Source organism: Gordonia namibiensis NBRC 108229 (assembly GCF_000298235.1).
Lineage (GTDB): Bacteria > Actinomycetota > Actinomycetes > Mycobacteriales > Mycobacteriaceae > Gordonia > Gordonia namibiensis.
The window spans coordinates 101,809-115,358 of record NZ_BAHE01000056.1; the positions used below are offsets into that span (position 1 = coordinate 101,809).

A 13,550-nucleotide genomic window follows, 5' to 3' on the forward strand; every position below is an offset into this window, starting at 1 on the left:
AAGTCAATACTCGACGGGCCACCAATCCTGAACTAAGTTCAGCTCATGACTGTGATCGACAACTACTACGCGACGATCGACGCCGGACGACTCGACGAGGCGGTGGCCATGCTGGCGCCGGACGTCGAGTTCGCGATGATCCTGCCGACCGGTGAGAACCGCGGTTCCGGGCGCGACAAGATGCTCGAGTATCTTCGAAATCGCCCGCCGGTCAACCGGAAACACGTCCTCGCCCGGCTCGCGGCCGACCAGGATCTCGAGTTCGCGCAGGGCTCGGTCACCGAGGACGACGTCCGCACCACGGGGTTCTTCGTCGGGGCGATGCACATCGGGGACGACGGTCTCGTCGACCGCTATCAGGTGAGCTTCAGCCCGGACTTCGCCCTGCTTCCCGAAGGAGTCAATCGATGACAACGACCACCATCACCCCGATCCTCGCGCAGTGGTTCGAGTACATGGATTCCGACGATCCGGATCGGGTCCTGGGGATGATCGCCGACGACTTCGTCATGTCGGTGCAGTTCTCCAAGGGCGCGGGGCAGTCGGCCGAGTTCGTCGGCGACCGCGCGGGTCTGATCGGTTACCTCGAGCAGCGCGAGAAGAGCGTGCTGGTCCACCACATCGATATCGGCGTGACTGCCGACGGGTGCGAGATGGTTCTCGGACGGACCACGCGGGCGGGGGAGTTCGAGGCCTCCTTCACCGCCACGGCCCAGGTGAACGGCGCCGGCCGCGTGCGGCGACTGCTCATTGCGCGAACGCCCGAGGTCTCGTTCGCCTGATTCCGCCTCGGATCGAGGCTTACACCTTCGTCACGCTGTCCACGACGCCGCTACCTGCGGGAACGCGGGTAGCGGCGTCGTGTGCGTCCGGTCCGCACGCGTGCCGAACCGAGTCGACCCAGAGGTATGACCTCATGAGAAATGAGGCAGGTTCGTGATTGACATCACTAGGAACCGCGGCTAAATTTCAGAACTGAGATCAGTTCAGTTCGATCCCCCGGTCGCGCTGAGATCACCGGATCAGCCGGCCGCGGTCATCGCGGATCATCCGGCGCCGGAAACCCCTGACGGAAGGTAGATGTCGCATGAGAGGTATGACCCGCGCACTGGCCGCCATCACGGCCGCGGTCGCCACCGTGACCATGCTCGCGGCGTGCGGTGGGGACACCGGTGCGTCCGGCGGCCCCGTGGACGGTTCGTGGGACGACGTGGTCGCCGCTGCCAAGAGTGAGGGGAAGGTGACTCTCTACTCCAGCCAGAAACCGGCGAACCTCGAGGCGCTCAAGAAGGCGTTCGAAGCCGAATACCCCGAGATCGCCCTCGATTTCGTGCGCGGGACCGATGTGGACATCAACCCGAAGGTCGAGACCGAGAACCGTACCGGCAAGGGCATCGCCGACGTTCACATGCAGACAGATGCGGCGTGGATGAAGACCGCTGCCGAATCCGGGACCTACACCAGCGATCTGGTCGGGCCGGCGCTCACGGCGCCGGACTATCAGCCCGAGAAGAGCCTCATCGACGACCAGTTCGCGCTGACCAGTGCCGCGGTCTTCAGCCTCGGCTGGAACACCGACGCCGTGCCGGCCGGACTCCGGACACCACAGGACGTCGTGAACCCCGCCTACCGGGGCAAGATCGGCGTCGTCAATCCCACCGGTATCGCGTCCTACGTGGACATGTACCGGTACTTCGCCAAGACCTACGGCGAGGACTACTGGAAGCAGATCGCGGCGTTGTCCCCGCGCATCTACCCGAGCGCACTCGGAGTGGCCCAGGCGCTGACCTCAGGAGAGATCTGGGTGACCCCCACGGTGCAGCCCCTTGTCACCGAGGTGGACAACGGCGCACCCGTGAACTGGGCGCTTCCCCCATCGCCGTGGGGTACCCCCTGGTACACCAGCGCATTGTCGGCGGCGCCGAATCCGAATGCGGCCCAGGTCCTCGTCGACTTCATGATCACCCGAGCGGGACAGACCGCGCTCAACTCCGGTTACGCCGCAGTGCTTCCCGACATCCCCGGTGCGGTCGCCCGCGCGCAGGACATCGCCACGCCCGACACCGACAACCTCACCCCGGACAAGGTCCGCGAGTTCTCGCAGAGCTGGGCGGAGGACTTCCAGTGACCGGGGCTCGGGAAACCGCTGCCCGCGACCTCGAGGGCGCGGGGGTGTTGATCACCGGTGCAGCCAAGGGGATCGGTGCCGCCACTGCCGCAGCCTTCGCGGCGCGGGGCGCGGTGGTCTACCCGACCGATGTCGACGCCGATCGCGGCCGTGCCGCAGCAGCGGAATACGGCGCGGCGGAACGGTTCAAGGTTCTCGACGTGCGAGACGAGGAGGGTTGGGGGCGGGTCGTCGCCGAGATGGAGGCAGACGGCCACCCCCTGCAGGTGATGGTCAACTCGGCCGGCGCCGCCATTCGAGCCTCGCTCGCCGACACCCCCCTCGACGGTTTCCGGCGCATGGTCGACCTCAACCTCGTGGGCACCTTCCTCGGTGTGCGCACGGCCGCCCGGCACATGGTCGCCGGTGGCGCGGTGGTCAACATCTCGTCTCTGCGAGGAGTGGTCGCCACCGCCGAACTCGGCGCGTACGGAGCGTCGAAGTTCGGTGTCCGCGCGCTGACGAGGGTCGCGGCCATCGAACTGGCCCACAAGGGGATCCGTGTCAACGACGTGTGCCCCGGAAGCATCGACACCGAGATCACCGCAGTACCGGACTTCGATCACGTCGACGTGGAGAGCTACGTCCGCACCATCCCGATGCAGCGCCGGGGCGCCCCGGAGGAAGTCGCCGAGGTGATCCTGTTCCTCGCCGAACCGCGCAGCAGTTACATCACCGGCGTCGATCTCCTCGTCGACGGCGGAACCGGTGCCGGCGTGACCACACCTACCAAGAACAACCTCGACAAGAACACGGAGAACTGACGTGACATCTCGATTCTCAGTGTCCGGACTGGTCAAAAAGTACGGTGACAACGTCGTCGTCGACGATCTGGACCTACCCATCGAAGAGGGCGAGTTCCTCGTCCTGCTCGGACCGAGCGGATGCGGCAAGACCACCACTCTGCGCTGCCTGGCCGGCCTGGAAACCCCTCAGGGAGGGTCGATCTCGTTCAAGGACGAGCTGATCTTCGACGCCGAATCGGGCGTGAACGTGCCGGCGCATCGCCGCAACATCGGCATGGTCTTCCAGTCCTACGCCCTGTGGCCGCACATGACCGTGCGCAAGAACATCGGGTACCCGCTCAAGGTCCGCAAGATGAAAGAGGCCCTCAAGGACGGGTCGATCGAGCAGGCCGCACGGATGGTGGACTGCGAGGGTCTGCTCGACCGCTACCCCTCTCAGCTCTCCGGTGGTCAGCAGCAGCGCGTCGCGGTCGCACGCGGACTGGTGTCCCGTCCCGACCTCGTTCTCTTCGACGAACCGCTCTCGAATCTCGACGCCCGCTTGCGCGATCAGGTGCGGTCGCAGATCCACCAGTTGCACCAGCAGCTCGGTTTCACCGCGGTCTTCGTGACGCACGACCAGTCGGAGGCGTTCGCCCTCGGCGACCGGATCGCCATCATGAAGGCCGGCAAGATCGAACAGTACGACGAGCCCGAACACGTCTTCGAGACCCCGGTCTCCGAATACGTCGCGGCCTTCATCGGGATGTCGAACCGGATCGAACTCCTTCGGGGACACGACGGATGGCGTACCACCAAGGGCGACGCGGTCGACCTGTCGCGCGCACTGGTACGCGGGGTTCCGGACCGCGGTACCGAGGCGGCGGCGCGTCTTCGCCCCGATGACCTCCTGTTGCACGCGTCGACGGCCGAGGCGCCGGCAGGCAACGTCGTGCTGCACGCCGAGCTCGTCGACTTCGAGTACGGCGGACGGTATTACGACGTGACGGTGCGTTCGGGTGAGGACACCCTCCTGTTGCGTGCTTCCGCGGCCGAACACGGTGTGACCCTGAAGAAGAGCGCGCCCGGCGACCAGATCGCCGTGAGTTTCGATCCGTCGGCGCTGCGGGTGTACCCCGACCAGGCCGACGCGGCCATCGACACGGTCTCGCAGACCGCCAAGACCGCGGTGGCGCCGGTCCCGGCGAAGCTCGCATCATGACGGCCACGGTTCCGACGGCCGGGATCGGATCGTCCCCCCGGTCGCTGGCGATCCCCGCCCAGTGGCGGGCGCGGATCGGCTACGGCATCCTGCTCGCGATCCTGGCCTACCTGGTGGTCCTCCCGATGGTCCGGCTGCAGGCACTGGCCTTCGAGGACGGTGCGCAGGGTTACCGAAACGAGTACGGCCGCTTCGACATCGCGGAGACGATCTGGACGACGGTCGCGCTGGCGGTGGGCTCGCTGGTGATCGCCATGGTCCTGGGTACGCTGCTCGCCTTCGCGGCGAGCCGTCTGCCGGCGGGCATGGGCTTCCTCAAGATGATCCCCATCCTGCCGATCGTCATGCCTGCCGTCGCGAACATCGTGGGCTGGGCGTTCCTGCTCTCCCCGGGCCCCGGCTACCTGAACGTGCTGCTGCGGAAGCTCCCGTGGTGGAGCGGCAGCGACAGCGGGCCGATCGACGTGTACACCGTGCCGTGGATCATCATCCTGACCGGCTTCGGCCTGACGTCCTTCGTCTACCTGTTCGTCAGTGCCGGGATGCAAAACATCAGTGCCGAACACCTCGAAGCGGCACAGACGAGCGGGTCGTCGACCGTCGGTGTGTTCTTCCGCATCGTGCTGCCCCTCCTGCGGCCCTCGCTCATCTACGGCGGCGGTATCGCCTTCCTGCTCGGTCTCGGCCAGTTCACCGGTCCGTTGCTGCTCGGTCAGAACAACGGCGTGAACGTGCTGACCACCGACATGTACCGCCGGGTATCGGAGTCCCCGGCCGACTTCGCCGCGGCCGCGGCCGCGGGTTCGCCACTGGTGATCCTCGGTATCGCGATCGTCCTCGTCCAGAAACTGTTGTTGGGCAACCAGAGCCGCTTCGTCACCCATGGCGGCAAGGCGTTCTCGCCGACCGGTGGTCGCGCGCGTTGGGCGAGCGCCACGCTGGTCGTGTATGCCCTCGTCGCGCTGGTCATCCCGATGGTCGGGCTCGTCATCGTGTCGCTGACCCCGTACTGGTCCGGGTCGTTGTCGTGGGGACTGTTCACCCTCGACAACTTCCGTGAACTCTTCGCGAACGCCTCGGTCACCGAGTCGATCGTCACCAGTGTTCTCACCTCGTTGGGCGCTGTCGCGATCTGCATCCCGATCGGGTACGCAATGGCCAACCTCCTGGTGCGGGGCCGCCAGCACAAGGTCCTTGGCCTGGTAGGCGATCTGATCACCGCACTGCCGCTGGGTATCCCCGCCGTCATCTTCGGTGTCGGCTTCCTGCTCACCTACACCGAACCGCCGCTGATCCTCTACGGCACGCGAACGGTCATCGTGTTGGTCTATGTGGTGCTGATGCTGCCCTTCGCGGTGCGGATGCAGATGACCGCGATGCTCTCGTTGGGCAACACCTACACCGAGGCATCGGCGACCAGTGGCGCGTCGCCCCTCGTCACCAACCTACGGATCATGTTGCCGCTCATGCGGCCTGCGATCCTGAGCGCAGTGGCGCTGATGTTCATCCTGCTGACCCACGAGTTCGCGGCGTCGCTCCTTGTCCGGGCGTCGACCACACAGGTGATGGGCACGTTGCTCTACGACATGTGGCAGAACGGGTCGTACCCGCAGGTTGCCGCGATGGCGTTGCTGATGACGGCGGTGACCGCCGGCGGTGTCGGTGCGGCGATGGTGGTCGGCGGGCGCAATGTCCTCAGCAATCTCTGAATCGGCGTCCGAGGAGTTCATGATGGGTGTAGGTGCAGGCAGGCTTGCCGGCAAGGTCGCGCTCGTGACCGGCGCAACCGGTGGGATCGGCGTCGAGATCGTTCGACGCCTGGCCGGTGAAGGAGCCTCAGTCGTGCTGACCGACGTCGCCGGTGCTCCGCTGGATGAGTTGCGGGACAGTCTGTCCGAACCCGACAAGCATCTGGTCGCAACACTCGACATCTCGTCGGAGAGTGGATGGGAGAGCGTCGTCGGTGACATCGCGGAGCGTCATCCCCGGCTGGACCTGCTCGTCAACAACGGTGCGATCGGGAGTCTCGCGTCGGTGGTCGACGAGAAGGTCGACACCTATCAGCGCGTGATCGACATCAGTCAGACCGGTACCTGGCTGGGGATGAAGCACGCGGGCGCCCACATCGAGGCGACCGGAGGCGGGGCCATCGTCAACGTGTGCTCGATCCTGGGATCGGTTGGCGGGCTGGGCAACAGCCTCGCCTACGCCGCCGCGAAGGGGGCGGTGCGGACGATGACGAAGAATGCTGCGCTGCACTGGGCGAAGCGCGGGGTCCGGGTGAACTCGATCCACCCGGGTTTCATCGGCACCGAACAGCTCAGGGAGCGGTACGAGGGCACCGAGCGTCACGACGCGATGATCGCGAACACCCCGATGGGGCGCCTCGGCAAGGCGGAGGACGTCGCGGCCGCGGTCGCATTCCTCGGCGGCGACGACGCGCTCTACATCACCGGCACCGAACTCTACGTCGACGGTGGCTGGACCTGCGCCTGAGTCAGGCGACAGGCTTTATCAACGGAGGAACACATGAGAACTCGCAGACTCGTCGGTGCGCTCGCAGCAGCGACCCTCGCCCTGACGGTCGCTGCGTGCGGAGGCGGCAGCGAACCTTCCCGCGCGGTGGACGGCCCCTGGGAGGACGTCGTCGCGGCGGCCAACAAGGAGGGCAAGGTCACCCTGTACTCGACGCAGGCCGCACCCCGCCTCGCCGACTTGGAGAAGCAGTTCGAGAAGGCCTACCCCGCCATCGATCTCGAGATCGTCCGCGGGGTCGACGCCGACCTCCTCTCCAAGATCGACGCCGAATCGCGGTCGGGCAAGGGAATCGGCGACGTTGCCGTCATCACCGACATCTCGTGGATGAAGGCGAACGCCGACAACGACGTCGCCGTCCCCGTCGTGGGGCCGGCATTCGACGCGCCGGATTACCACCGCGCGTCGAGCATCGTCGATGACCGCTTCTTCCTGGAAGGTGCCGTCATCCTCGGTCTCGGCTGGAACACCAAGGCGCTCCCCGGCGGGGTCAAGGACGCGCGGGGCCTGCTCGATCCGGCGCTGAAAGGAAAGATCGGCATCGTCAACCCGGCGACCTCGCCGACCTACCTCGATTACTACGCGCACATCGAGAAGTACTACGGCGAGGATTACATCAAGGCGCTGGCGGCCCAGAATCCGCGTATCTACCCCAGCAACCAGCCGCTGGGGCAAGCCGTCGCGTCGGGTGAGGTGACCGTCGGACTGATGACCGATCCCATGCTCACGTCCAAGGACGCCGGTGCGCCGGTGGATTGGACGGCGACCGAGCATGTCTGGGGTGCGAAGTGGTACGGACTCGCGTTGGGATCGTCGCCGCATCCCAACGCCGCCCAGGTCCTCGCCGACTTCATGGTCACGCCCGCCGGACAGGCCGCGACCACTCCCGGTTACGCCTCGGTACTGCCCGACATCGCAGGTTCGGTCGCGAACGCTCAGGAGGTCGCCGACCAGAACCTCGACGTGACCACCGGACAAGGTGCACAGAAGTACCGGTCCGAGCTGGAGCAGATTCTGAAATGAGTTCCCGACGCCTCGGGACGGTCGGCGGAATCCGCCGGCTGTCCCTGGTGGCCCTCGCCACGGCCGCCCTCACGATGACAGCGGCATGTGGCGGGGGCTCGTCCTCTTCGGAGGCGGTCTCCGGTGACTGGGACGAGGTGGTCGCCGCCGCCGAGCAGGAGGGCAGCGTCTATCTCTACTCCACCCAGCACCCGGACAATCTCCAGAAGCTCAAGGAGTCGTTCGAGGCCGCCTACCCCCGGATCACGCTCGAGTTCACCCGTGGGACCGATGTCGAGATCAATCCTCGCGTCGAGACCGAGAACCGTACTGGCAAGGGAACCGCCGACGTCCACATGTCCTCGGACTTCAGCTGGGTCACGCGGGCCGCCGCGTCGGGGCAGTACTCGGTCGAGCCGGTCGGGCCGGCCTTCGACAACCCGGCCTACGAGCGGTCTCGCAGCGTGATCGACGATCGGTTGTTCCTCGTCAGCGGTGCGGCGTTCGCCCTCGGGTGGAACACAGATGCGCTGCCGGGCGGACTCGACAAGCCAGAGGATCTCTTGTCCGAATCCCTGCGGGGTCGGATCGGAGTGGTGAACCCCGCCGGCTTCGCCCCCGTCGTGGACGAGTACCGGTTCTTCGACAAGAACTGGGCTCCCGACTTCAACAAGCGTCTCGCAGCTCTCGAGCCGCGGATCTATCCCGGCGCGCTCGCCGTCGCGCAGGCGCTCAACTCCGGCGAGATCGTCGCGACACCGATGGTCCAACCGCTGGTGCGCGAGCAGAAGACCGGCGCCCCGGTCGGATGGAAGCTGCCGCAACCCTATTGGGGCACACCCTGGTACTCCCACGTACTTACCTCGGCCCCCCATCCGAACGCGGCCCAGGTCCTGGCCGACTTCCTGGTCACCCGGGACGGTCAGACCGCTCTGTCGACCGGTTATGCGTCGGCACTCCCGGACATCCCCGGGGCGGTCGCACGAGCCCAGGACATCCCGCTCCCTGACGTCGACTCGCTCACCGCGGAGTCGGTCGATCGGTATCAGCAGGAGTGGCGCAGGCAGTTCCTGTCCTGAGTCGTCGGCCGCCGATAACTCCTCGAAAGGAGGTCCGATGACCGCCGGACCCGTTTTCCCCGAACTGTTCTCGCCGATGGAGATCGGCGGACTGACCCTCCGGAACCGGTTGGTCGCTCTTCCCGCCGGCACGAGCCTTGTCGAGCACGGTGTGCCGACCGAGGGCGACACCGAGCACTTCGAGCGGCTCGCCGCCGGAGGTGTCGGCATGATCGTGGGCGGCGCGACCGTCGTCCACCCCACCACGACTCTGCGGTCACGCAAACTCGTGGAGGCCTACCAGGACGAGGTCATCCCCGCCACGGCCAAGAAGGTTGCCGCGGTGCACCGTCACGGGGCGCGTCTGATCACCCAATTGGTCCATCTGGGACGGGAGTTCATCGGGGGGGAGTCGGATTCACCGCCGGTGGCCCCCTCGTCCCTCAAGACGAACCGAGACGCCTATCCACCCCATGAATTGACGATCGCCGAGATCGAGGACATCGTCGACGGTTGGGCGACCTCCGCACGCAATCTCATCGCCGCCGACGTGGACGGTCTTGAGATCCATGCTGCCCACGGATATCTCGTCGCACAGTTCATGTCACCGCTGACGAACCGCCGAACCGACTCCTTCGGTGGCGGATTCGAGAACCGGATGCGATTCGGGCGACTCGTCGTCGAGGCCATGCGTGCGCAGATGCCTGCCGGAAAGCTGCTCGGCGTGCGATTGAGCGGCGAGGAGGAGATCCCCGGCGGGATGACGATCGACGACTGTGTACGGATCGCGGAGTACTACGCCGACCTCGGCGTGGACTACCTCAGCATCACACACGGCACCCGCGGGTCGTACGTCAAGGATTCGACGCAACCGGACGCGGTCGCGGTGGGTTCGGCAGCACGGGTGCGTGCCGCCACCGGTGTGCCGGTCCTCGTCGGACAGCGGATCCGGGATGCGGCGACCGCCGAACACATCATCAAACGCGGCCAGGCCGACCTCGTCGGGATGGCGCGGGCGCTGATCGCCGACCCTGAACTACCCAACAAGTCGGCCGAGGGCCGAATGCTGGAGATCCGGGGATGCCTCGGGGTCAACCAGGACTGCCGGGCCTTCGATCCGCACCTGCACTGCGCGGTGAACGCCGAGGTCGGACGGGGCAGACACCGGAATGTCGGAATGCGGGCGCCGGAGACCAAAGAGGTCTATGTCATCGGCGGTGGCCCGGGCGGGTTGGAAGCCGCTCGCGTCGCGGCCGAACGGGGGCACCGGGTAACCCTTTTCGAGGGTGCAACCGAACTCGGCGGAGCCGTCCGGACCGCCGCACGGTCGCCGCACCGGAGCACCCTGATCGATATCGTCGACTATCTCGGTCACGAGATGCGGCGTCTCAAGGTGGACGTGAACCTCGCCGCGGCCATCGATCCCGACGACTTCACCGAGATCACCGGTATCGCCGACCATGTCATCGTGGCCACCGGCTCCCGGCCGGCGCCGATCCCGGGGTGGCTACCGCAGCACGCGTCGGCAACCGTGGATCAGGCGATCCTCGGCGATCTGCCGTCGATCGACACGCGCAACGCCGTGGTCGTCGACGACGGTGACGGATTCTGGCCGGCCTACAACGCGGCCGAGGCTCTCGCGCAACAGGGTTGGCGGGTCACCCTGTCGACGCCGCTGACCTCACTGTGTTCGCGTATCCCGGCCGAGAGCGTCGGCCCGCTGCTCCGTCGACTCGCCGAGGCAGGGGTCACCCTGGAAGTCGCACGGACACTCGAGCCGGGTGGCGACGGCTCGTTGCAGAGCCGGCCGGTTTTCGGCGGTGAGCCACAGATCATTCCGGAGTCGCTGATCGTCTGGCATCAGCCCCGGGTACCCCTGTCGCCGTTCGCCATCGACGGGGGCGATACCACGATCAGTCAGATCGGTGACTGCGTGACCCCACGACGCATCGGACATGCGATAGCCGAAGGCTATCGCGTCGGTGCAGAGATCTGAGATCAGAGGAGAAATGATGAACGAGGCCCAGTTCGAGGGCAAGATCGCGGTCGTCACCGGCGGCGGATCCGGGATCGGAGCCGCGACGGTGCGCGAACTCAACCGTCGCGGTGCGGAATTGGTGTACGTCGTCGACGTCTCCATCGACGGAGCGAAGACGGTGGCATCCGAGATCGACGGCGCCCGGGCCCTGGAATTGGACGTCTCCGACTCGGAGGCGGTTGCCGAGGCATTCGCCGGCGTCGTCGCCGAGCACGGGCGGCTGGACGTCGTGGTGCACGCGGCCGGCGTGGACGATCCGACCTCGAAGACGTGGATGCAGGAGGCGGCGGCACAGGGCGAGCCCATCGACGTCACGTCGCGACTGACCGACAAGATGTGGCGACGGGTTCTGGACATCAACCTCGACGGCACGTTCTACGTGCTGCGAGAAGCTGTGCGCGCCATGAAAGGTCGCGGAGGAGGTGCCATCGTGACGGTCGGTTCGTCGTCGGCCTTCGACACCCTCATCGGTTACCCGCACTACTCTGCGTCCAAGGCGGCGGTCCATGCGATGAGCCAGTCGGTAGCGAAAGAGGTACTGCCGTTCGGCATTCGCGTCAACACGATCGCGCCCGGCCCGGTCGACACCGCCATGGCCGCGCGGACCCCGGCGCACCTTCGTGCAGCGATGGACTCGGGTCCGGCTCGTGGCTACGCCAGCCCGGAGGAGCTCGCCGACACGATCCTGTATCTGGCGTCGCCGGGAGCGGCCAATCTCGTCGGTGCTGTGGTGCTGAGCAACGGCGGCAGATTCACCGTCTGACGAGAAGTACCCAGACACGAAAAAAGCCTGAGCGGAATCGAAAACGGTTCCGCTCAGGCTTTTGCGTCTGTCGAGGACTTGGCTCAGGCCTTGACCATTCGGACCAACGACTCGGTGACGGTCTTGATCATGTCGTCGGGGGAGATCGGCCCGCCGGGCCGGTACCACCGCCACACGCTGACCATCGCGCCCAGGACCAACCGCGATGCCAGTTCGGGATCGCCGGGGGCGAAGGCGCCCGACTCCATTCCGCGCTTGAGCAACTCGGTCCAGTTGCGCTCGATCTGAGCGACCAGCTCGCGGGACTGGACCCGTTCGGTCTCCTCTTTCTCCGACTGGCGCGGAGTGCTGAGGATGTCCATGTGGTTCTGCAGGATTCGCCGCTGAAGGGCGTCGGTGGGCTCGGCTTCGAGAGCCGCTGCGACCGCTGCGCGCAGGGCCTCTTCGGGATCGCTGATCCCGGCGGTCCCTGCGTCGAACCGGCTCACGGACTCGGCCAGTTCGATGCGCATGATCGTCAGCAGGCAGTGCGCCTTCGACTCGAAGTAGTGATACAGCGCGGTCTGGCCGATACCCACCTCGCCTGCGACCGACGCCCACTTGGTGTGCTCGTATCCCACCTTGCCGAACTGCTCGACGGCGACCGTCAGGATCCGCGCACGCTTCGAGCGTGGTCCGTCCTCACGAACTTTCGAGTCGACTGGCATTGCCTACCCCCTTCTGATCTGTGTCGCCGGTGTCCATCGTGACATGAGTTGAACTCAGGTCACGCGGATTCGGGCACGCGGTCGAGTATCGACGATGCGATGCGTGCCCGCTGAGTCGTGGCGTCCCCCGCGGCCGCCTCGTTGACGAGCACCCGCCGATAGTAGTTGTGGGCAGGGTGCTCCCAGGTGAAGCCGATACCACCGTGCAACTGGATGGTCTCGGTGCAGACCCGGATCGCGGCCTCGGCGCAGATGGTTCCGGCAACCGCGGCGGCGAATGCGATGGCGTCACGGTCACCGTCCGCGTCGACGACGCCGGCCGCGTAGCGGGCGGCGGATCGGGCGCGCTCGACGTCGAGGAGCATGTCGGCGATTCGGTGCTTGATCGCCTGGTACGACGCGATCGCCCGACCGAACTGCTTACGCGAGCTGGTGTATTCGATTGTCATCTCGAGGAGATGCGAGGCGATACCGACGTTCTCCGCGGCGACGGCGATGGTCGCCCGGGCCCGGAGTTCCGACAGCAGGGCAGCGGTGTCGCCTTCGGCGGACAACGGGATCGCGGCTGCCGTGTCGAGATGGAGCACCGCGAGGGGCCGAGTGGGGTCGATTGATTCTGCGGTGACCCGCGTGACCGCATCATCGGTGAGCGGGACGGCGAACAATCGACGGCCGCTGCCGGTTTCGGCTGTGACGACGGCGATGTCGGCGGTGGCGCCGTGCGGCGCGTGCGCCGCGGTGCCCGACAAGCGCCAGTCCCCGGAGGAGATCTCGAAGGCGGTCAGACAGTCGGTGTCGCTGTCGAGCGGGGTCGCGGTGACCACGGCGCGCCCGTCGAGTGCTGCCGCCCGGTGTTGGTCGAGGCGGGCATCGCTGCCCAGCAGGAGAGCGTGGACGCCGACCGCTGCCGAGGTCAGGACGGGCTCCGGACGCAGCGCCCGGCCGCACTCCTCGAGCACGGTGCAGAGGTAGGTCAGCCCGTAGCCGAGGCCGCCATCGGATTCGGGTACGGCCATCGTGGTCACCGCCATCGACGTGGCCAGCTCAGACCAGACCTCCGACGAGTATCCGAGCTCCGACTCGGTGATGCGACGGACGTCCTCGATGTCGCCTGCGGACGCCAGCAGTGATCGGATCGCATCGCGGAGATCCGATTCTTCGTCGGTGGGCAGCAAAGGGATTGCGGTGTCGATCGACCAGGGGCGCCCGCCCGCGACGCTGTCGCCTGCGTCGTGGGTGTCGAGCGGTGCGGCGGACAGTGTCTCGGCCGTCCCGGGGTGAATGCTCATCGCTGAACTCCTTGCCGAGCATGGTTGTGAATCGGGAAACCTGA

The 13,550-nt window shown here is 66.5% G+C and carries 13 protein-coding genes; 11 read left to right on the forward strand and 2 right to left on the reverse strand.

All coding sequences use genetic code 11. From position 1 onward, the window contains the following. Positions 1–45 precede the first annotated feature (45 nt). The 11 genes from GONAM_RS20950 (at position 46) to GONAM_RS21000 (ending at position 11,510) form a co-directional block, all read left to right on the forward strand. Positions 46–411, forward strand: a complete 366-nt coding sequence (locus GONAM_RS20950) for a nuclear transport factor 2 family protein (RefSeq protein WP_006868756.1) — start codon at positions 46–48, stop codon at positions 409–411. Then, positions 408–782, forward strand: coding sequence for a hypothetical protein (locus tag GONAM_RS20955; RefSeq protein WP_006868757.1), 375 nt, complete (start codon positions 408–410; stop codon positions 780–782). Before GONAM_RS20950 ends, GONAM_RS20955 begins: the two co-directional genes overlap by 4 nt. Before the next feature lie 314 nt (positions 783–1,096). Next, positions 1,097–2,128 (forward strand): ABC transporter substrate-binding protein, encoded by a 1,032-nt coding sequence (locus tag GONAM_RS20960; RefSeq protein WP_006868758.1) that lies wholly within the window; start codon positions 1,097–1,099, stop codon positions 2,126–2,128. Further along, positions 2,125–2,931, forward strand: coding sequence for an SDR family NAD(P)-dependent oxidoreductase (locus tag GONAM_RS20965; RefSeq protein WP_006868759.1), 807 nt, complete (start codon positions 2,125–2,127; stop codon positions 2,929–2,931). Before GONAM_RS20960 ends, GONAM_RS20965 begins: the two co-directional genes overlap by 4 nt. Before the next feature lies 1 nt (position 2,932). Continuing rightward, positions 2,933–4,114: an ABC transporter ATP-binding protein gene (locus GONAM_RS20970; RefSeq protein ID WP_006868760.1), complete on the forward strand. Its 1,182-nt coding sequence runs from the start codon at positions 2,933–2,935 to the stop codon at positions 4,112–4,114. Continuing rightward, entirely contained in the window at positions 4,111–5,823 is a 1,713-nt protein-coding gene (locus tag GONAM_RS20975; RefSeq protein ID WP_006868761.1) for an ABC transporter permease, read from the forward strand. The genes GONAM_RS20970 and GONAM_RS20975 overlap by 4 nt, the downstream gene beginning before the upstream one ends. Positions 5,824–5,845: 22 nt before the next feature. Continuing rightward, the gene (locus tag GONAM_RS20980) at positions 5,846–6,610 is read left to right on the forward strand and encodes an SDR family NAD(P)-dependent oxidoreductase (protein WP_006868762.1); all 765 of its coding nucleotides are present in this window, start codon (positions 5,846–5,848) and stop codon (positions 6,608–6,610) included. Positions 6,611–6,643: 33 nt separating this feature from the next. Next, entirely contained in the window at positions 6,644–7,672 is a 1,029-nt protein-coding gene (locus GONAM_RS20985) for an ABC transporter substrate-binding protein (protein ID WP_006868763.1), read from the forward strand. After that, positions 7,669–8,730 (forward strand): ABC transporter substrate-binding protein, encoded by a 1,062-nt coding sequence (locus GONAM_RS20990; protein WP_006868764.1) that lies wholly within the window; start codon positions 7,669–7,671, stop codon positions 8,728–8,730. The genes GONAM_RS20985 and GONAM_RS20990 overlap by 4 nt, the downstream gene beginning before the upstream one ends. Positions 8,731–8,767: 37 nt before the next feature. Beyond that, positions 8,768–10,705, forward strand: coding sequence for an oxidoreductase (locus tag GONAM_RS20995; RefSeq protein WP_006868765.1), 1,938 nt, complete (start codon positions 8,768–8,770; stop codon positions 10,703–10,705). Between the two features lie 16 nt (positions 10,706–10,721). Continuing rightward, the gene (locus tag GONAM_RS21000; RefSeq protein WP_006868766.1) at positions 10,722–11,510 is read left to right on the forward strand and encodes an SDR family NAD(P)-dependent oxidoreductase; all 789 of its coding nucleotides are present in this window, start codon (positions 10,722–10,724) and stop codon (positions 11,508–11,510) included. A gap of 83 nt (positions 11,511–11,593) precedes the next feature. On the opposite strand, the gene GONAM_RS21005 is transcribed toward GONAM_RS21000, so the two are convergent. Both GONAM_RS21005 and GONAM_RS21010 read right to left on the reverse strand, forming a co-directional pair. Beyond that, complete coding sequence (locus GONAM_RS21005) at positions 11,594–12,217, reverse strand: TetR/AcrR family transcriptional regulator (RefSeq protein WP_006868767.1); 624 nt, start codon at positions 12,215–12,217, stop codon at positions 11,594–11,596. Positions 12,218–12,276: 59 nt separating this feature from the next. Further along, the gene (locus tag GONAM_RS21010; RefSeq protein WP_006868768.1) at positions 12,277–13,506 is read right to left on the reverse strand and encodes an acyl-CoA dehydrogenase family protein; all 1,230 of its coding nucleotides are present in this window, start codon (positions 13,504–13,506) and stop codon (positions 12,277–12,279) included. Positions 13,507–13,550: the final 44 nt, after the last annotated feature.

What these genes read in the sequence shown, in the direction of transcription:
- GONAM_RS20975 (WP_006868761.1), top strand. Translation starts at nt 4,111, where the DNA reads ATGACGGCCACGGTTCCGACGGCCGGGATCGGATCGTCCCCCCGGTCG.
- GONAM_RS20950 (WP_006868756.1), top strand. Translation starts at nt 46, where the DNA reads ATGACTGTGATCGACAACTACTACGCGACGATCGACGCCGGACGACTC.
- GONAM_RS21000 (WP_006868766.1), top strand. Translation starts at nt 10,722, where the DNA reads ATGAACGAGGCCCAGTTCGAGGGCAAGATCGCGGTCGTCACCGGCGGC.
- GONAM_RS21010 (WP_006868768.1), bottom strand. Translation starts at nt 13,506, where the DNA reads ATGAGCATTCACCCCGGGACGGCCGAGACACTGTCCGCCGCACCGCTC.
- GONAM_RS20955 (WP_006868757.1), top strand. Translation starts at nt 408, where the DNA reads ATGACAACGACCACCATCACCCCGATCCTCGCGCAGTGGTTCGAGTAC.
- GONAM_RS20960 (WP_006868758.1), top strand. Translation starts at nt 1,097, where the DNA reads ATGACCCGCGCACTGGCCGCCATCACGGCCGCGGTCGCCACCGTGACC.
- GONAM_RS21005 (WP_006868767.1), bottom strand. Translation starts at nt 12,217, where the DNA reads ATGCCAGTCGACTCGAAAGTTCGTGAGGACGGACCACGCTCGAAGCGT.
- GONAM_RS20995 (WP_006868765.1), top strand. Translation starts at nt 8,768, where the DNA reads ATGACCGCCGGACCCGTTTTCCCCGAACTGTTCTCGCCGATGGAGATC.
- GONAM_RS20990 (WP_006868764.1), top strand. Translation starts at nt 7,669, where the DNA reads ATGAGTTCCCGACGCCTCGGGACGGTCGGCGGAATCCGCCGGCTGTCC.
- GONAM_RS20980 (WP_006868762.1), top strand. Translation starts at nt 5,846, where the DNA reads ATGGGTGTAGGTGCAGGCAGGCTTGCCGGCAAGGTCGCGCTCGTGACC.
- GONAM_RS20985 (WP_006868763.1), top strand. Translation starts at nt 6,644, where the DNA reads ATGAGAACTCGCAGACTCGTCGGTGCGCTCGCAGCAGCGACCCTCGCC.